This is a genomic window from Paenibacillus sp. RC334 (assembly GCF_030034735.1).
Taxonomy (GTDB): domain Bacteria; phylum Bacillota; class Bacilli; order Paenibacillales; family Paenibacillaceae; genus Paenibacillus; species Paenibacillus terrae_A.
Window position 1 is genome coordinate 486,416 of record NZ_CP125370.1, and the last position, 17,701, is coordinate 504,116.

General features: G+C 51.9%; 22 protein-coding genes. 21 read left to right on the forward strand and 1 reads right to left on the reverse strand.

Annotation, left to right across the window (positions count from 1 at the left end; translation table 11 throughout):
* Positions 1 to 420 precede the first annotated feature (420 nt).
* Together QMK20_RS02370 and terL are read left to right on the forward strand one after the other, a co-directional pair.
* A complete protein-coding gene (locus tag QMK20_RS02370; protein ID WP_283654428.1) occupies positions 421 to 663 on the forward strand; it encodes a hypothetical protein in 243 nt (80 codons plus the stop codon).
* A gap of 294 nt (positions 664 to 957) precedes the next feature.
* The gene (gene terL, locus QMK20_RS02375; RefSeq protein WP_349361905.1) at positions 958 to 2,538 is read left to right on the forward strand and encodes a phage terminase large subunit; all 1,581 of its coding nucleotides are present in this window, start codon (positions 958 to 960) and stop codon (positions 2,536 to 2,538) included.
* Between the two features lies 1 nt (position 2,539).
* On the opposite strand, the gene QMK20_RS02380 is transcribed toward terL, so the two are convergent.
* Positions 2,540 to 2,860: a hypothetical protein gene (locus tag QMK20_RS02380; RefSeq protein WP_025365274.1), complete on the reverse strand. Its 321-nt coding sequence runs from the start codon at positions 2,858 to 2,860 to the stop codon at positions 2,540 to 2,542.
* Between the two features lie 53 nt (positions 2,861 to 2,913).
* Between QMK20_RS02380 and QMK20_RS02385 the strand changes: the two genes are divergently transcribed.
* From QMK20_RS02385 to QMK20_RS02475, 19 genes are all read left to right on the forward strand, one after another.
* Positions 2,914 to 4,509: a phage portal protein gene (locus QMK20_RS02385; protein WP_283654429.1), complete on the forward strand. Its 1,596-nt coding sequence runs from the start codon at positions 2,914 to 2,916 to the stop codon at positions 4,507 to 4,509.
* On the forward strand, positions 4,509 to 5,324 hold the full coding sequence (locus tag QMK20_RS02390; RefSeq protein ID WP_283654430.1) for a phage minor capsid protein: 816 nt from the start codon (positions 4,509 to 4,511) through the stop codon (positions 5,322 to 5,324). Before QMK20_RS02385 ends, QMK20_RS02390 begins: the two co-directional genes overlap by 1 nt.
* 72 nt (positions 5,325 to 5,396) lie before the next feature.
* Positions 5,397 to 6,074, forward strand: coding sequence for a phage scaffolding protein (locus QMK20_RS02395; protein WP_283654431.1), 678 nt, complete (start codon positions 5,397 to 5,399; stop codon positions 6,072 to 6,074).
* 57 nt (positions 6,075 to 6,131) lie between these two features.
* Positions 6,132 to 7,250 carry an SU10 major capsid protein gene (locus tag QMK20_RS02400; protein WP_283654432.1) on the forward strand — a complete coding sequence of 373 codons (1,119 nt, stop codon included), beginning with the start codon at positions 6,132 to 6,134 and terminating at the stop codon, positions 7,248 to 7,250.
* Between the two features lie 48 nt (positions 7,251 to 7,298).
* Positions 7,299 to 7,505 (forward strand): hypothetical protein, encoded by a 207-nt coding sequence (locus tag QMK20_RS02405; RefSeq protein ID WP_283654433.1) that lies wholly within the window; start codon positions 7,299 to 7,301, stop codon positions 7,503 to 7,505.
* A gap of 14 nt (positions 7,506 to 7,519) precedes the next feature.
* Positions 7,520 to 7,918, forward strand: coding sequence for a hypothetical protein (locus QMK20_RS02410; protein ID WP_283654434.1), 399 nt, complete (start codon positions 7,520 to 7,522; stop codon positions 7,916 to 7,918).
* A gap of 16 nt (positions 7,919 to 7,934) precedes the next feature.
* Positions 7,935 to 8,237: a hypothetical protein gene (locus tag QMK20_RS02415; RefSeq protein WP_283654435.1), complete on the forward strand. Its 303-nt coding sequence runs from the start codon at positions 7,935 to 7,937 to the stop codon at positions 8,235 to 8,237.
* Positions 8,238 to 8,711 (forward strand): HK97 gp10 family phage protein, encoded by a 474-nt coding sequence (locus QMK20_RS02420; protein ID WP_283654436.1) that lies wholly within the window; start codon positions 8,238 to 8,240, stop codon positions 8,709 to 8,711.
* A gap of 1 nt (position 8,712) precedes the next feature.
* Positions 8,713 to 9,141, forward strand: coding sequence for a hypothetical protein (locus tag QMK20_RS02425; RefSeq protein WP_283654437.1), 429 nt, complete (start codon positions 8,713 to 8,715; stop codon positions 9,139 to 9,141).
* Between the two features lie 50 nt (positions 9,142 to 9,191).
* Positions 9,192 to 10,238, forward strand: coding sequence for a phage tail sheath subtilisin-like domain-containing protein (locus QMK20_RS02430; RefSeq protein ID WP_283654438.1), 1,047 nt, complete (start codon positions 9,192 to 9,194; stop codon positions 10,236 to 10,238).
* Positions 10,239 to 10,255: 17 nt separating this feature from the next.
* Positions 10,256 to 10,696, forward strand: a complete 441-nt coding sequence (locus tag QMK20_RS02435) for a phage tail tube protein (protein ID WP_283654439.1) — start codon at positions 10,256 to 10,258, stop codon at positions 10,694 to 10,696.
* A gap of 58 nt (positions 10,697 to 10,754) precedes the next feature.
* Positions 10,755 to 11,129, forward strand: a complete 375-nt coding sequence (locus QMK20_RS02440; protein WP_283654440.1) for a phage tail assembly chaperone — start codon at positions 10,755 to 10,757, stop codon at positions 11,127 to 11,129.
* A 256-nt stretch (positions 11,130 to 11,385) separates the two neighbouring features.
* Entirely contained in the window at positions 11,386 to 13,362 is a 1,977-nt protein-coding gene (locus tag QMK20_RS02445) for a phage tail tape measure protein (RefSeq protein WP_283654441.1), read from the forward strand.
* An 11-nt stretch (positions 13,363 to 13,373) separates the two neighbouring features.
* A complete protein-coding gene (locus QMK20_RS02450; protein WP_283654442.1) occupies positions 13,374 to 14,048 on the forward strand; it encodes a LysM peptidoglycan-binding domain-containing protein in 675 nt (224 codons plus the stop codon).
* Complete coding sequence (locus tag QMK20_RS02455; RefSeq protein WP_283654443.1) at positions 14,048 to 15,178, forward strand: XkdQ/YqbQ family protein; 1,131 nt, start codon at positions 14,048 to 14,050, stop codon at positions 15,176 to 15,178. The genes QMK20_RS02450 and QMK20_RS02455 overlap by 1 nt, the downstream gene beginning before the upstream one ends.
* Entirely contained in the window at positions 15,175 to 15,639 is a 465-nt protein-coding gene (locus QMK20_RS02460; RefSeq protein WP_283654444.1) for a DUF2577 domain-containing protein, read from the forward strand. The genes QMK20_RS02455 and QMK20_RS02460 overlap by 4 nt, the downstream gene beginning before the upstream one ends.
* A complete protein-coding gene (locus QMK20_RS02465) occupies positions 15,629 to 16,054 on the forward strand; it encodes a DUF2634 domain-containing protein (protein ID WP_283654445.1) in 426 nt (141 codons plus the stop codon). The genes QMK20_RS02460 and QMK20_RS02465 overlap by 11 nt, the downstream gene beginning before the upstream one ends.
* Positions 16,054 to 17,130: a baseplate J/gp47 family protein gene (locus QMK20_RS02470; protein ID WP_283654446.1), complete on the forward strand. Its 1,077-nt coding sequence runs from the start codon at positions 16,054 to 16,056 to the stop codon at positions 17,128 to 17,130. Before QMK20_RS02465 ends, QMK20_RS02470 begins: the two co-directional genes overlap by 1 nt.
* Complete coding sequence (locus QMK20_RS02475) at positions 17,127 to 17,699, forward strand: putative phage tail protein (RefSeq protein ID WP_283654447.1); 573 nt, start codon at positions 17,127 to 17,129, stop codon at positions 17,697 to 17,699. Before QMK20_RS02470 ends, QMK20_RS02475 begins: the two co-directional genes overlap by 4 nt.
* Positions 17,700 to 17,701: the final 2 nt, after the last annotated feature.

Genomic DNA, 17,701 nt, shown 5'->3' on the forward strand with positions numbered 1-17,701 from the left:
AATAAGCGGTGCATAAACGCGATAGGGGATACGGGAAATACACGTATAATCTTCCAGTATGTAACGGGGCTAATCCGCATAGCAACGCGGGTTATCCGTATTATGCGCTGGAAATGTATATGCAATGTATAACGCGGATTTATGCAACGAGATTGAACGCAGTAACGGCGCGGGTTCCGAGCGCAGACATTTACACATAACGCGTATTTTGTGAACATGTACGTGCATACTCGGTGTATATCGGAGTCTTTACGATTAGAGAACGAAGAAGGGGAACGGCGCAGAAATTGCGGTGATTTAACGCTGTGTTACGGTGAAGAAACGACGTACCCCCAAGCGCCCCCTCGCGCGGCCCGGAATCTGGTGCGCAAATAATCCACGTATCAAAATTAACTTTTGACTTTTACGGAGGTGCAACGTATGGATTGGTTCGAGCTTAGAGGTATGTCACCGCAAGATCGCGCTAAATTGTTCGCTGAACACTTCGAAAGTTTGGCGGAGGTGCTTACGCTACATCCGAAATCCTACGTTACTTACGATCAAGACTGGCAGGTGTATTACGCGAGAGTCGGCAAGTCGGAGCCGTTTCATTTTGCCTACGGATATGCGGCAGACCCCAATGACGCGCTTATGTTCGCAGCACTTGCCTATAAATTGACGTGAAATTAGCGTTTAAACACGTTGACCCTAACGAGACTATTCGGAAAATACGAAACGGGCTAATTTCACGCTAAATCTACGTCAAAACTAAGGGAGGAGGCGGTATCTATCGCTTGGGTTAACGGAAAATGGATCGGTCGGGAAGAACGGGAAGCGCAAATAGACGAACTGGCCGATCTAATTGACGCACTTGATGGCGTAGATATCGCCGCCTTAAGTGCCGAGGATCAAAGCGAGATAGAGACGCAGCTTTCGGAGTACGAGCGGTTAAGCGTAATCAACGAAGCTGAAACGGACTTGATTGCGTTCGCTCTCGAATACTTCTCGGAAGCTAAAAATCCGGGCAACGCGGGTAATTGGGACGGATTCGACATAACAGACGTAGACGATGCGCCTGATTTTCACCGTGAAATTAGCGTGATAATGGACGATGTATCTAACGTTAATACCAACGATAAGGTCGCAGTCGCTGCGCCCCGTTCTCACGCTAAATCTACGTATCTTTCCAAGGCGTTTCCCCTACGCGAAATAGTGTACCGGAAACGTAAGTACGAAATTATCATATCGGAGACGCCGGCAGTATCGAGCGGTAACCTGGACTGGATATCAATGCAGCTCAAGCATAACGAGAAGCTGCGGAGGGACTTTGGTCCTTTATTGTCTCCGAAACAACAGGAGAACCCGAAGGATAATTCCTCGGAGTTTATCGCGTGGGAGCCGACAGACAACGGCGTACCGAAAATGCTAACGAAGGTTGAAGCGGCATCGACCGGCCAGGCGCTTCGTGGACGTAACTGGAACGGTGTCCGTCCGGATTTGATCGTATGTGACGACTTGGAGGACATCAAGTCTAACGCGGCCACTCCGGAACTACGCCAGAAGATGCGTGACTGGTTCGCACAGACTGTCGTTCCGCTCGGTGACCCGAAAGGTAAGCGTACAGCCTTCGTATACATGGGAACAACGGTCCATCACGAGGCGCTACTCGTAAACGTACTGTACAAGCGGTCAGACTTTAAGTCACGAGTCTATCGCGCGGTTATCGAATGGCCTGAGCGTATGGATTTATGGGAAGCGTGTCGCCTCGTTTATACCGACCGAGATAATCCGAATCGAGCTGCGGACGCAAGGGCGCTGTACAAGATGAATCACGAGGAAATGGATCGCGGAGCTACCGTGCTGTGGCCGGAAGCGCAGCCATTGTGGAAGTTGATGACGTGGAAATGGGATAACGGGACAAAGGCGTTCAACACGGAGTATATGAACAATCCGGTCGATTCGGAGTCGATGATTTTCAATCCGGAAACATTCACGTATTGGGACGGAAAACTTGACGAAGTATTTTCGCAATATCCGCGTCCGGTTTCCGAGTACGACGTCTATCTCGGAATCGACTTCGCAATGGGCAAAACACGGGGCGACTACTCTGCGGTTGTTACGATTGCACGGCACAAACAGAGCGGTACGAAGTACGTGATTGATGCGTATGGGGAACGCGTTAAGCCAGACGAGTTTATGCGCGTGATAGTCGAGAAGACGCTGAAATACCAGCCGACAGCAATCGCGGCGGAAGCGCAGGCTGCGCAGGAGTTTTTCGTCCAGAAGCTAAAGGAAGCGTTAAGGACTGCGGGCTATCCCGCTCAGACCCGCGTTAAGGAAATACATCAACGGTCCCGTAAGGACCTCCGTATAGAAGCGCTGCTCCCGGATATCGAGAGCGGCGCTATTCAGTTTTCGCGGAAACATTCGTTATTACTGGAGCAATTCGAGTTGTACGGGTCCGGTAGCCACGATGACTTACCGGATGCGCTCGAAATGGCCGTAAGTATTGCGAAGACGGGGCGGAAGAAGCTCCGGAATAAGCCGAAATGGATGTAACCTAATTTATTTTTGAAATAATTATATTCTCGATAGCTGACTTAACCTCAGTGCCTTGGTTCTCTTTAAGGTTGTGCATAACCTCATCAGTGAATACAGCAAAGGAGCGACCTTGATATTGTACGAACCAAGTGGTATCGGTACCTAATGCTGGTGGTGTGACGCTAAAATCCGCGTTTTGGTTTGCAGCCTCCTCTCGCAATTCTTGAAAAGCACTTCTGATTTCACTTAAAAGGTGTTTCCTGTCTTCAATCGCTTGTTTTCTGTCTTGATCACTTTCAATTTCTTCTATTTTGCTGTCCAGTCTATCAAAGAAGCTCAAAAATATCCCTCCTCTATATCATAGGGAAATTATACCACGAAAGGAGGATCTTTGTGACGGAGTTTTATGACGCAAGAGAAACGAAACTATTTTATACCGGAGCTCAATATCCGCCGGTTTATGAGATTCCTCGCTTGGCGAAGTATGATCGCGGACGGGCTATTTACCAAGGGCGCCACGTTGAGATATACGATCGCGCCTCCGGACTCCTAAAAGATACGCCGTTTGCGCCGCAGCTCAAAACGTTATTTATCGCGGTCAACCTTATGGACGTATTACTGACGAAGCCCGCGGATTTGATGGTCGGTGAGGCGCCCACGTTTGAGACCGGAGATGATCCGGAATCCCCCGAACAAACAGCGCTAAGTCGTATCGTTGAAGAGAACGACCTAACGCAGATGATCCACGAGATCGTAATCGGAGCAGGCTTTCGGGGCGATTCGTTTCTCAAGACGTACTACGGACAACGTGCGGACGTATCTGAGACGCTGCAACTCGGTTTGGATGCGCCGGACGCACCGCTGGAGCCGATTATTGAGCCCGTAGACGCTTCAATTGTATTTCCGGAGCTGTCCCGCGGCTCTAAGAAGCGATTTAAGGCGGTAAATATCGCATGGGTAGAGTGGGAGATAGAGAATAGCAGCCGAATTATGTCGTTCTTATCCGGAATCCCGACTACAGAGACGCCGTACCTAAACGTGGAGCGTCATATACCGGGCTATATCGTGTACGAAAGGTATGAGCTTACGGAACGGGGCGTCGATGACCGATGGGGAGCGCCTATTCCAACGTATAACATCGGAGAGTCAGTTCCGACGGGACGGGAGCAGGACGTTGTGCCGACAGGCATGCCGGAATTGCTTGTCGAGCATGTCCCGTATAAGACGACAGACGCAGATTGGCGCGGGGAAAGCGGTACGGAAAAGCTGGAGAGCGTTCTGGCTGCGATTAACGACCGATTAGTACAGATTGACTATATCCTGTGGAAGCACAGCGACCCAACCGCGTATGGACCCGATTTTCAGGAGGACGACGACGCGACAGTACGCAGCGGCGGGCGCTATATTCCCGTAACCAAGGACGACGCAACACCTGGTTATATGACGTGGAATTCTCAACTGGAGGGCGCGTTTAAAGAGCTCGATATTCTTCTTGGCCTTGTTTACCAAATCAGCGAGACGCCGCAATGGCTGTTTGGGACGACGCTTGCCTCTGATAAAGGCGGAACAGGAACATCACATACGGACGCTGGCGCGATTAAAGCCCGGTTTATGCCGATCTTGTCCAAGGTAAAGCGCATTAGAGCGCATGTTGATCGGGGCCTACGTAATGCGTTGTGGAAGGCGATGAAACTGGAGAACCACGCCAACGACGGCGTCGACGATTTCACAGCGTACGAAGCAGTGTACCCTACGATTACCTGGCGCGATGGGATTCCGCGTGACGAGAAAGAAGCGGCAGAGGTCGCTAACCTGCGCACTGGTGGTAAACCTACATGGTCGGTTACTGACGCAATCAAAGATTTAGACGGCGTAGATGACTCGCAGGCAGCCGAGCTTGTCCGTCGAATTGACGAAGACGAGCAGCGCGTTTCGGGCACTGTTGACGCTTCTATTTTTAATCACGACGACCCAGGTGGTGACGCCTAATGGACGATCCGAATTACGATGGCCCCGTGTCTAAACTACTCGGGGCTTTTCGGCGTGCTCGTTCGGCTATTGGTTCCGCCGTCAGTCGCTTATTTACGCGGGGAGCTAACCGCAAGACAGCGGATGCAGCCGCGAAGGAAGCTTCAGAAGCTCTCGCGAAACTGAACGCGGAATCTAAGGAATGGGTGAAGGACAATCTTACGAAAGCCGCGCAGGATGGCGTAAAGCGCGCATTAATTGATCTTGGCGCTGCTAAAACGCTACTTGAAGCTGCGGAAAAAGCGAAGCTGAACCGAGCTAATCGCGATATGTTGGCGGCTGCAATACTAGACACGCACGCGGATGTGCTCGCCGTAACTGCGAATATGGATCGCAAAACGAAAGCGGCTATACGCCAGGCTCTTGCGGAGTCGCTTCGCGCGAATCTATCGCAAGGAATAAACGGAAACACGACGCTTCAGCATGACGTGCTCGATCGAATGCGTAAGGTACTCGGCGATGCGGTCGATACCGGGATCATTGACGCAAAAGGTCGCCGCTGGAAACCGGAAGCCTATGTCGATATGCTTGTCCGTACGAAAATGGCGGAAACACAGCGCCAAGCTACGATAAACGAAGCGCTTGGCCGCGGTGTTTATTATGCGCAGATATCAAGCCACGGAGCAAAAGACGCGTGCCGTAATTGGGAGGGGCGGATTATAAAGCTAACGCCGGACGCCCCCGGTGATTACCCGTATTACGGTGACCTACCTCGGCGTGAGATATTTCATCCACGTTGCCGACACGTCTTAATGCCCGTACGAAATCCGAAATAATAACGGACCTACGATACGTCCTAAAACTGACGGATACTATGCGCTACGCGGCGCTTAAACGCGGGGAGACATATGAGTAAAACAATCAACGTTAAGTATCCGCTAAATCTACAACTGTTTGCGGAGGGTGATCCAGACCCAACGCCGGACCCGCCAGCCGATCCGACGCCTTCGAAGACCTTTACGCAGGAGGAGCTCGACCAGCTAATTGCGGATCGTATCGCCCGTGAACGTAAGAAGTACGCAGATTACGACGCGCTTAAAACGAAATTGACCGAGTTAGAGCTTGCTGATGAAGAACGGCAGAAGGCGGAAATGACCGAAACTGAACGCCTTGAGGCGGAAAAAGCCGAAGCACTGAGGGCTGCGGAGACTGCGAGGGCTGAGCGTGACCAAGCGCTAACAGCCGCTAATCAACGCCTCATTAAGGCTGAATTTCGCACGTTGGCGCGTGAGTTAAACGTTAGACCAGACGCGATTGACGACGCGTATGTACTGGCGGATTTGAGCACTGCGTCCGTTGGGGATGACGGAAGTATCAACGGTGTCAAGGACGTAGTAAATGCGTTAATCGCGAGTAAACCGTTTCTGGTTGAGCAGCCGAAAAAAGAACCGTTGCCAATCGGAGGCCCTTCCGGTGGAAATCCGTATGACAAGGAAACACGTACACTTGAGCAGCAACTTGCGGAGGCAAAACGAATCAGAGACTTCGCAAAGGTCGTCGAGCTATCCAATAAACTTACGCGCTAAAGCTTCGGAAAATCCGAGGCTTTTTATTTTGCCCAAATATAAGGAGGAAGTTTATACATGTTGAGAACTTACGATTTTCAGGACCAAGTGCGCCAACTCGAAGCGGGTATTTCCCTAATTATCGAGGACGCACCAAACTTGCTCGGCATTGTGGGGCTAGGCTCCAACTCTCTGTATCAAACAAAGTTCGAATGGATGTCCGATAACCTCAACTCTAACCGCGCAACTGCTGCTTCTGCTGCTGCGGTAGGTGCTACGGCAATCACTGTCGCTGAAGGTGACGGACTCAAATTCCGCGTCAATGCGATCGTAGTTTCTGGCGAGGAGTATATGCGTGTTACTGCCGTAGCTGGTGACGTCATTACCGTTGTCCGTGGTTACGATGGCACAAACGCAGCAGCGATCGAAGCCGGCGGAGAGATTCGCATCGTTGCCCGTCCGCAGTTGGAAGGTGCGCTGCCCGGTGTCGATGAAGGTCATGACCGTCTCGTAGATCACAATGTGACGCAGATCATCGAGCGTTATGCGCAAGTGTCTGGTACACAACAGAACGTGCGAACTTATAACGTTACGGATGAGCTGAACTACCAAGTACAATTGCGTCTAAAAGAAATGCAACGCGAGATGAATGACTGGTTGATTTATGGTCGCCGTATTGGTGGTGCCGCTGGTATGCCTCGTACAACAGGCGGATTGCTTTATTTTGCGGACAAGAAAGGCGCTGCGAAAAAGAATGCCGAGGGTAAGGAAGTTACCCCTGCGCTTCTGAACGACCTGTCCGAACAAATTTACTTGCGTGGCGGATCGGTAAACACCATCTTGACTAACACCGCGGGGGCTCGTCAAATCACGAAATTTGCTTCCGATACGATTCGGACTGAGCGCACGGACACCGCTACCGGCCATAAGATCCAAACGTTCGTTTCTGATATCGTGGGCGGCTCCGTAGCAACCGTCATCGTCGATCCGAACTTTCCGAAAAATAAAATTGCACTGTTTGACCGCGATATCCTGTCCATCGACGCACTGAGCGGCCGTGCGCTGCATGACGTGGACGCTACTGTACCGGGCGCTGACTTTGTTGCTCGTCAGATTCGCGGCGAGTACGGTGTAACAGTCAAGAATGCGGGCGAGAAGATCGCAATCCTGGATAACATTAGCACAGCGGTGTCTTAATTGGGGAGCTTCGGCTCCTCTTTATATTTAACGGAGGTGACTACGCGAATGGCGAAGTACCACGCAAGCCCTCATTACTCCCTTGACGGCATCGAGTTTGACGTATGCGGAGTTTATGTAACCGAGGATGCCGGCGAGATAGCACGTTTGGACGTGCTCGTACCTGTTTGGATTAGCCGTATTGACGAAAAAGAACCGGAGGAACCGAAGAAACCACGCGCTAAGAAGGCGCAAGCGGAAACCTCCGACGAATAAACGGAGGTGTTACCGTGGCAACTACGATATTAGCGGCAGATGCGTACATTAACGCGTCTTGTCTTGACGTAGAGGATTGGCAAGCGAGTGACGCTGCGAGAAAACAACGAATGTTAAACGTCGCAGGACGAACGCTCACAACAGCTTATCCGAAATACGTCATTCCGGACGCGGCGACATACGAGTTTGCGAATGTACTTTCGATACTCTACAACGATACCGGGCGTCTCCAGCGTCAGGGCACCGCATCATTCGGCTTGACCGGCGTGTTTAACGTGACGTTTAAGGACGGAAGTACGACGATGCCCTACGACGATCTACGTAAGTTTATACCGCAGACTGCACTCGACCTTATCGGCGCGGAAAATGGCGTTAAAATATCGAAGCGTTCCGCGAAATGGACGGTGATGTGACGTGCCACTCGTATCCATGCGGCAAACAATAACGATAACGAAGGCTGCGAAAGGCAGCGGGTGGGGGCACTCATCGGCCGGAGCGGAAGTAACAGTATCCGCACGCGTTTCCGAGCAGACGAAGACAGTTACGAATCAATTCGGAGACGAAACGGTATCAAGCATGACGATATTAATCGACAAGCTGGCGGACGTATCGTACGACGACGAGGTTACGTACACAAACGAACTCGGCGTAACGATTAAGCGCAAGCCAATCGCAATCCAGCCTAAACGCGGGTTATCCGGTAAGGCGCTAATAACGGAGGTGAACGTATAGATGGCGGTAAACAGACTTGATTTTGACGCCACACGCGGGGCTCCGTTCATTAAGCGCGTTATCGGACGATTCTTCAAGGGCTACGGTTCGCGACTGGAGAACGCGGTGGCCGACGGTTCGAAGCAAGGCGTTCAAGACGTTATGGACGAGTGGCGGCGGGAGTCTACGGACATTGCTCCGCTGAAGACCGGTACGTTGCGGCGGTCTATATCGACGGACGTTACGAAGCAGGGCGATAAATGGGTAGGCGAGATCAGCGCGTCTGCGATCGAGGTTAAAGGTAAACGTAAGTTCGATTACGCTACGTATCTTAACGACGAGTTTCCGAAAAAGCACGGCGACTCCTTCCGCAATCCAACTACGCCGGGAACTGTTCCGGGGTTTTTGGATAAGCCTGCGGAAGAGAATGAGCGCGAGTGGCAGCGTATGATCGAGGGCCAAATTAAAGCGGCTATCAGGCGAAAGGGGCTGTAATATGGCGCTGATTAGCGAGATTGAAGCGATAGAGGCGTTCATAAAGCGGAAATACACGACCGCAACATACGAGAAGCAGACAGTCCCGGAGCAGCCTACGCCGGGGCTTTTTGTTGTCCGCTTTTTGCGTGATGGTCGGACGCTTGAAACCGGAATGCATTACCGAATCGACCGCGATTACCAGATCATCCATTTCGCAAAGTATGCGGAGGAGACGCTGCCGATTATGTCCGAGTTGAGCGCGGCTATTTACGCAGAGGGCGGACTGCCTGACGTGCATATGCGCTTTGAGGGCTTCGGATTCAGTCAACCGGTTCTGACGGAGAACAAGATATACGCGACGGTCGGTGTTTTGCAGACGACGGTACGCGAGCAGAAGCCGCAAAAGCAATATGACAAAATCAATCACATACATCCGCGTTACGTGTAAGCAGGGCGTCCCAATGGGCGCTCTTTTTTATTTCCAAAGGAGGTTTTTAGATGTCCGGAGGTTCGTGGGATCCAACTGCATTAGAAATTCAGCCGGGGCTGTACATCAATTATGTCGAAGCGGCCGCAGCGCAGATTAACGGAGGCGCACGCGGTACGGTCGCAATTCCGCTGCTTAACTACGGTGCGAAGGCGACCGCCAAGACGTTTTACACGGTCGAAACGGAGAAAGCCGCATCCGATACGTTCGGGAGCGCTAATATCCAGTCGATCTTATTTGCGTTGCAGGGCGGTGCTAAAAACGTGCTCGTCTATACGATGCCGAAAACGCCAGTCGCCGAGGACTACACGGATATGCGTGCGGCTTACGATGCTCGCGAATTTAACGTGTTTGTTTTCGACGGTGAATTTAACGCGGACGAGCAAGCGTTAACCAAGACGTGGACAATCCGTAATCGGACGGAGGGCAAGCACTTTATCTCCGTAATCGGAGGCGATGCAGCAACAGACGCCGATCCTGCGCTTGGTAATGCGCGGTCCGTACTTAACGCGGACAACTACATCGTCAACTTGATTAGCGGAGTGGTTATCGGCACCAAAACGTATCTTTCGTCCGCGTTCGCTCCGTGGGTGGCCGGCTTGATTGCGGGAACTGCGATTAACCGCTCGACTACTTACGCGCAAGTACCGGCGGACGACGTGACTCGGCGCTTGACCAAGACGGAGTTTGACGCAGCGCTTACAGCCGGTTCGTTTGTTTTCGTTAACGACGGTACTCGCGTGAAGGTTAAGCAAGGTCTCGTTACATCGAAGCAAAAAGTCCGCAATATGCGTGCACGTCAGGCGATTTCTACGGACATTACCAAAACCGCGGAAGACAATTACATCGGCAAGCTCAATAACAACGCTGACGGTCAGGCCACGTTGATGGTTGCGATTAAGGCGTACCTGGAACGCTTGGAAATCTCGGGCGTACTGTCGGGACCTGCGGTCGGACTTGATCCGAATTTCCCATCCGTAGGCGACCAAGTATTCCTCGCAATTAGCTACGTAGAGGTCGATTCAATGGAACGTATCTTCATCACGGTGAACGTATAAAGGAGCGTGAAAAATAGATGGTACTAGATGCTACACGCGTCATTTCTGGCGCGTACGGAGCCGTAAACGACGCGGACGGTAACTGGATGTCCAACGTTTATTCGTGCGAGGCGAACATCGAGATCGGTTTCGAGGACGTTAAGCTCGCGGGTACGCGTTGGATCGGTAATAAGGTAACGTCGCTGAAGGGCTCCGGCTCAATCGGGAGCTACATGGTTACGTCGGAATGGATCGAGAAGATGGCGCAGGTTACGGACGATAAGAGCCCGGCATTTACTACGGAACTCGTCATCAAGCTGGACGACCCCGAATCGTTCGGAGCCTATCGGGTGCGGCTGAAAAACGTCACGTTCGATAAGATTCCGATTATCAATTACGAGGTCGGTTCGATCGTTGAGCAGGAGCTTACGTTCTTGTTCAGCGGCTACGAGGTTATGGATAAAATTCGCGCAGCTTAATATACGGAGGTCCTTCGGGACCTTTTTTAATTTCGAAAATAAACGGAGGTTGACATAGATGGCTAAAGGACTTGAAGCGTTACTCGGAGCGACGACGGATTTGAAGGAAGAGATTTATATTCCGCGACTGAAAACGCATTTCACGATTACGGCGCTCGACGGAGAGACAATCGAACGGGCACGTTCCCAGGCAACGACTGGTAAAGACGGTTCGGTGGATAGTTCGTTATTCGACCGTCTTTTGATCGTAAAAAGTGCCGTCGATCCTGACTTTAACGACAAAGCGCTGAGAGACCATTACGAAGCTTCCGACGCATCCGATTGCGTAAAGAAGGCGCTATTACCTGGTGAACATTCTCGATTGATCCAGTCTATCCTAGCGCTTTCCGGTTTCGTAGAGGACGCGGAGCTCGTTGAAGACGCAAAAAACTAATTAAGTCGGGCGACATAGAGGCGATGATGCTACATGAGATATTTCAACGCCACCATATAGCGCCCGACGAGCTATACGCGAAAGATCGAAGGCATCGGTTTTTTATGTACGCGTCGATGCTGATTCAGATAGAGAAGGAACAAAAACCTAAGTAAATCACCGCAGGAAGGAGGTAATTGCGATTTCATTCGATTTAATCGGACACTTGCGGCTGATTGACGATATGTCCCGCCCGTTACGTAAAGCGTTCGGTAATATGACGAAATTTGGTGTAGCAGCAACGGGGATTGGCGTTGCTACTACAGGGATCGCGTTCGCGGCGGACTCCATCAAAAAGGCGATGGATTTCGAGGCTCAAATGAAGACAGTACAGGCGTTAACGGGCGCGACCGATGAGCAGACGAAAGCTATGCAACAACTCGCGCTCGAACAAGGCGCTGCAACGAAATATAGCGCGCTTGAGGCCGCTCAAGGGATCGAGGAATTACTCAAAGCAGGTATGAGCGTCGAACAGGTCGGTAAGAAGGGCGGACTTAACGCGGCGCTCAACCTCGCAACAGCGGGCGGTCTCGGATTGGCAGAGGCTGCGGAGATCATGTCAACCGCGCTCAATTCTTTCAAAAAAGATGGGCTAAAGGCGGCGCAAGCTGCGGATATTCTCGCCGGTACCGCGAACGCATCCGCGACTGACGTACACGATTTGCGTTATTCCTTGGCTGCGGTTGGTTCCGTCGCTGATGGCGTAGGGATGTCGTTTGAGGATACGAATACAGCGTTAGGTCTGTTCGCGAATAACGGATTAAAGGGCGCAGACGCGGGTACATCGCTGAAGACGTTCCTGTCTAACTTGGTTCCAGCAACGGACAAGGCGTACGGCATGTTCGAAGACTTCAACCTCTTGACCGTAAATACTACGGATGCACTCGCTTTTATGAGCAAGAAGGGCATTAAGTCAACGGGTACTTCCGTCCAAGCGGTCACCAAGGACATCGAGAAATACGTCGCAGCGCAGACGGGACTCAAGGTCGGAACGTCCAAGGCCACGAAGGAAACGAAGAAATTCCTGACAGCGAGCAACCTGATTCATTCCGCTTTCTACGATAATAAGGGCGAGATTAAAGACCTAGCGCAAGTAGCGGACTTGTTAAAGAACCGATTCGGGAAGCTTACGAACGAGCAACGTCAATACTACTTGCATCAGATATTCGGGTCCGATGCGATACGTGCCGGTAATATTCTCTTCAAAGAAGGCGCGGCTGGCGTTAAGAAGTTTCAGCAGGAAATGGCGAATGTAACCGCGCTTTCAGTAGCAACTAAGAAGATGGACAGCGCAGCGGGTGCGGTCGAGCAGTTCCAGGGCGCAATCGAAACGTTGCAGATTTCCGCGTTGCTTCCTACGATGCCGATCTTAAAACGACTGGCGCAGGCGGCTTCGGAGTTTGTCGTTAAATATACACCGCGAATTACTGCCGCCATGCAACGTGCAGTCGATACGTCGAAAGCGTATTTGAAGACGCACTTTATAAACAATCCGGAGTTCAACAAGCTTCCGGATATTAAGAGTAAAATCGCGTTCGTTTTCGATGACGTTAAAAAGACTCTATCCGATTGGTGGAACGGAGGCGCGTCCGAAAAGTTTGCGCAATTCGGGAAGGACTCCGCAATGGCTATCGGAAAGAACTTTGCGAGCACGATTGTCAATAATCCGGAGTTTGCGTTTATCCTCGGTTTGTTTATCGCAGGTAAGGCACCTAACCCGATAGGGCTTACCGTAGCGTTAGGTATCGCTGCCAGTCCGTGGGTTAAGAGCACAATCGACTTTCTGCGGACAGGGTTACGTGAAGTTAGCGGCGCGGCGGGTGGAGAGCGTCTGCTGGAGTATAATGCGCAGCTTAATAGCACGCCGAAGGGAACGCCCGTAATAAAAGGACCTACGGAGCTGAAGGCACCGTCGAGTAAAGTAGACCCTAACGATACGAGCCTGTGGGCGGGTTTCCGTAGAGCGACCGGCTTTGCTGGCGGTATCGACACCGTTCCGCGTAATGACATGCCTGCGCGTCTCCACAAGGACGAAGCGGTGCTCACGAAGCACGAGGCGTCCGAGTGGCGCGACCAACAGCGCGGAAAAGGCGGAGCGGGCGGTGTCGTAATTAACATGTACGGTACGACGATACGCGAGGATGCAGATATTGATAAACTAGCGCGTCAACTAGCGTTTCAATTAGCGAGATAGGAGGCGGTGTTTTGCAGTTTTGGCTCAAGTATAACAACGGAGCGGAAGTCTTATGGCTTCCCGTCAACCCCGAGAGTATCCAAACAACGATGACCCACGGGTTTGAAGACGTTGAGATTTCGAATCTCGGCGAGTACACGATAATCGGCAATCAACGCCTCCGTGAGTTCTCGATGTCTTCATTTTTCCCGCGGGACTACAACGCGGGCTATTGTTCGTACACGAATCTGAAGGCGCCGCGCGAATATGTCGCGATAATCGAACGATGGATGCGCAGCGGTAAGCCGGCCCGGTTTATCATCACCGGAACATCCGTTAATTTCGCGGTTACTATCCGAAGTTTTGAGTACGAAGAGCGCGGCGGTGAGCCGGGCGATATCTATTATACGTTGTCGCTGAAAGAACACGTTTTTATCGACATCGCAAAGAAATCGGACAATAAAAAGCTTACGGGCTCCGCGTCGAAAACAATGCCGAAGCTTACTTCGGCGGCAAAGCGTCCGAACGCAACCGTTAAGGCAAAGTCGTATACGGTCAAGGCAGGTGACTCGCTATGGAAGATCGCGCAGCGAGCGGACGTACTTGGCAACGGCGACAGGTGGCGGGAACTGTACGCGAAGAATAAGTCCGCAATCGGGCCGAATCCAAACGTACTTAAGCCGGGGCAAAAGTTGGTGATTCCGTAATGGCTACGCAAATTAAGCTGTTATACGACGGAAAGTATTGGATCGAGCCGCTCGTCAAGTCCGCAACATGGTCTGGAGATGTAGCGCAGCCTCACCGCACGTTGTCTATCTCGTATTCCAATACACTAAATGCGGACGACAAGCGGATCGCGTTTGAACTCGGGAAGGAACTGCGTTTTTACGTAGATGATGTCGGTCTCTTCCGCGGCGTTATCTTTACGTACGATATTGACGATAGAGGTGACACGACGATTACTGCGTACGATGAAAACGTATATCTCACGAAAAATGTAGATACGCAGAAATTCGTCGGCAAGACGGCTGGTGCGATCGTGTCCTCGCTTTGTAAATCGTTTGGGATTCCGGTTGGCACCGTTGCAAACACGGGCTACGTTATCCCGAAGTTGATACTACGTGACATGTCGTTGTGGGATATGATTACGACGGCACTGACGGAAACACGTAAGCAAAATAATCGTAAATTCTTCGTTTACTCGCGCGAGGGTAAGCTTTTTTTGCGTGAGAAGAAGGACGAAATTGTCCGCTGGATGTTGGAAGATGGCGTTAACATTACGTCAGCGCGACGGTCTCAGTCGATTGAGGAGATGCGGACAGCGGTCAAGGCGCAGGGCGGCACGGACGAAAAGCCGATTACGTCTACGGCCAAGGATGCCGCGCTGATTAAAAAATACGGAATGATGCAACACGTAGAGTCCGCAGATTCGGACGCAACCGCCAGCCAGATCCAACAACTTGCGAAAGCCAAACTAAAGGAACTCGGCAAAGTCGGCGAAGACGTGTCCGTAGATGCGCTAGGCATTACGCAAGTCGTCGCGGGAACTGCCGTTTATGCCTTCGAGAGCATGACGGATATTGTTGGCGGCTATTACGTAAATGCGGATACTCATACGTTTACAAACGGTACACATATGATGTCGCTAACGTTGAGCAAAACGGACGATTTGCCGAAATTAGAATACGAAGAATCGGAACCGAAGAAAGAAGCGGCCAAGAAGAAGAAAAAGAAAGCGAAGAAAAAGACCACAAAAGCAGCTTCAGGTGGGTCAACGCTGAAAGTTCTCGATACCGTAGCGGAGATGGAGTCAATACGAGGAGGTGCGAAGAAATGATCGAACGAATAGACGGAGGCGGCGTATCGCAATTCCGCGACGTTATTAAACAGCTCGGACACAACGTAGAGGTCGATATCGAATACGCGACGATCATCGCCCCTCCGCCAGCTCTCCGCGTACAAGTCGATAACATGAAAATCGAACTCGACGGAGACGACGTAATTGTTCCGGAGCACTTGCGTGAACACACCCGGAAGGTGTCCGTTAAAGCGGTGGAGCCGACTACGCTCGAATTCAACCGCTATACTCGTGTAACGAAGGAAACGGAATCGTCTGCGCCTGTTAATTCGAAGGCGTTCAGCGACGTATTTAACTTCGGGTCATTCACGTCCGGCGAGTTCGAGATTACGTTTCACGATACGCTGAAGGCGGGCGATCGCGTGGCCGTTGCGTCGTTTGGCGCGGGACAACGTTATATCGTGTTGGGGCGGATTGGAGGTGCGGCCGATGGCGCTTAGTCCATTATCGGCGGTTGACGTTGATTTGAGCGAGGACCTTGACGTAGTTACGGAAACTGACGTGGAACCGAGCCGGACGTACGCGTTGGATTTAGATAGCGGAGCAGTCGGCGGGATAATCGACGGGCGCGAGGCAATCCGCCAGTTTATCCTCAAAGCGATATTGACGTCACGATTTCATTTCTCGATTTACGATGAGGACTACGGGTGTGAGCTCGAAGACTTGATCGGTCAAGACGTTCCGATGGAGCTGCTTGAAACGGAGATTCCCCGCGTCATAACCGAAGCACTTATTTACGATGACAGGATCGACGATGTATACGGATTTGACATAACGAAGGAGGCGGACAATTTGTTCGTCTCTTTTTACGTTGACGTGGACGGAGAGGAAATTCCGATGGAGGTGACGGTGTAATGTACGAGGATCAAACGAAAGAGGCGATATTGCAGCGGATGCTCGACGCATCTCCGGAGGATATCGACAAACGGCAGGGCTCGGTTACGAACGATTTGTTAAGTCCGCCTGCTATCGAAATGACCGGACTTTACACGGAGCTGGACACGGTCCTCACGTTGGGCTTTACGGATACAACAAGCGATGATTACCTCGACCGTCGCGCAGCCGACTATGGACTTGCGCGTAAACCTGCTGTAAAGGCGACGGGTACATTGACGTTTTCGGGACCGGATGGGACGGTTATTCCTGCGGGTACTATTACGTCAACAGGCGCGACCGTTCCGGTTTATTTTGTAACGACGGCTGACGTAACAATCGCGAGCACCAATGCAACGGTAGCAACTACAGCAGAAGAGGCGGGCGCATCCGGTAACGTAAGTATTGGCGCAGTCAATACGATGGTGGGCGATCTTGTCGGAATTGTAACGGTTACTAATCCGGTAAATTTCGAAGGCGGAGTCGATGGGGAGACGGACGGTGCGTTCAGGGATCGCTACTACGAGAGGGCTCGCCGCCCGGTCACGTCGGGCAACGCAAATCACTACAGACAGTGGGCTCGTGAAGTCCCAGGCGTTGCGGATGCGCGAGTTTATCCGGTCTGGAGCGGAGCTGGTACCGTTAAAGTCGTGTTACTCGGAGACGATAAGACCGCACCTGACGCGCCCATTATTACCGCCGCGCAGACGTATATTGATCCGACACAGGACGGGCGCGGCGAAGGGCAAGCTCCGCTCGGTGCGGTAGCTACCGTTGTAGGCGCGGAAGAGGTGCCGATTAACATCGTAGCAGACGTAGATTTAGCGCCGGGCGCTACGCTGGACGAAGTGAAAGCGTTGGTCACCGCGGGATCTCGCGCGTACCTCGAAACGCTGGCTTTCGCGGACCCGATCGTCCGTATTAATCAGATCGGCAACGTGGTCATCGACCTACCTCCGGTCAGAGATTACGCGTCACTAACGCTTAACGGTACGACCGGCAATATCATCGTCGCCGACGGACAGGTTGCGGTGCTTGGGACGGTGACAATTACGTGACGAAAACAGTAGCGGAAACTCGCCAGTTCATGCGCGACTCTCTCCCGCGTTATTACGACGAATCCCGTATCGCTGGAAACATTATCGACCGAGAAGCGGAAGAACTGGCGCGTATAAGTGCGTCCGCTTCCGACGTACTCGACCAGTTTTACATCGGCTCGGCTACGTGGGGGCTTACGCGTTGGGAACGCATATTCGGGATTACAACGGACCCAACGAAGACTTACGAGCAGCGGCGCGAGGTCTTGCGTGGTAAACTTCGCGGCGTCGGCCGAGTAAATGCGGAGTTAATTGAAAACGTTGCGTCCGCGTATGCGAACGGAGAGGTAGACGTAACACCGAATATCGCAAGTTACACGCTTACGATTACGTTCGTAGGCGTTTTTGGCGTGCCTGCGCAGATCGACATTTTGAAAGAGACGTTACGCGAGATTATCCCGGCGCATCTCGCAATCGACTACGTGTTCCGTTTTTTTACGTATGCGGAGCTGCTTGCAACGGAGAAAACGTACGGAGAGGTCACCGCAACGGGAAAAACGTACGATGACATATATAACCGGAGGTTTTAGAC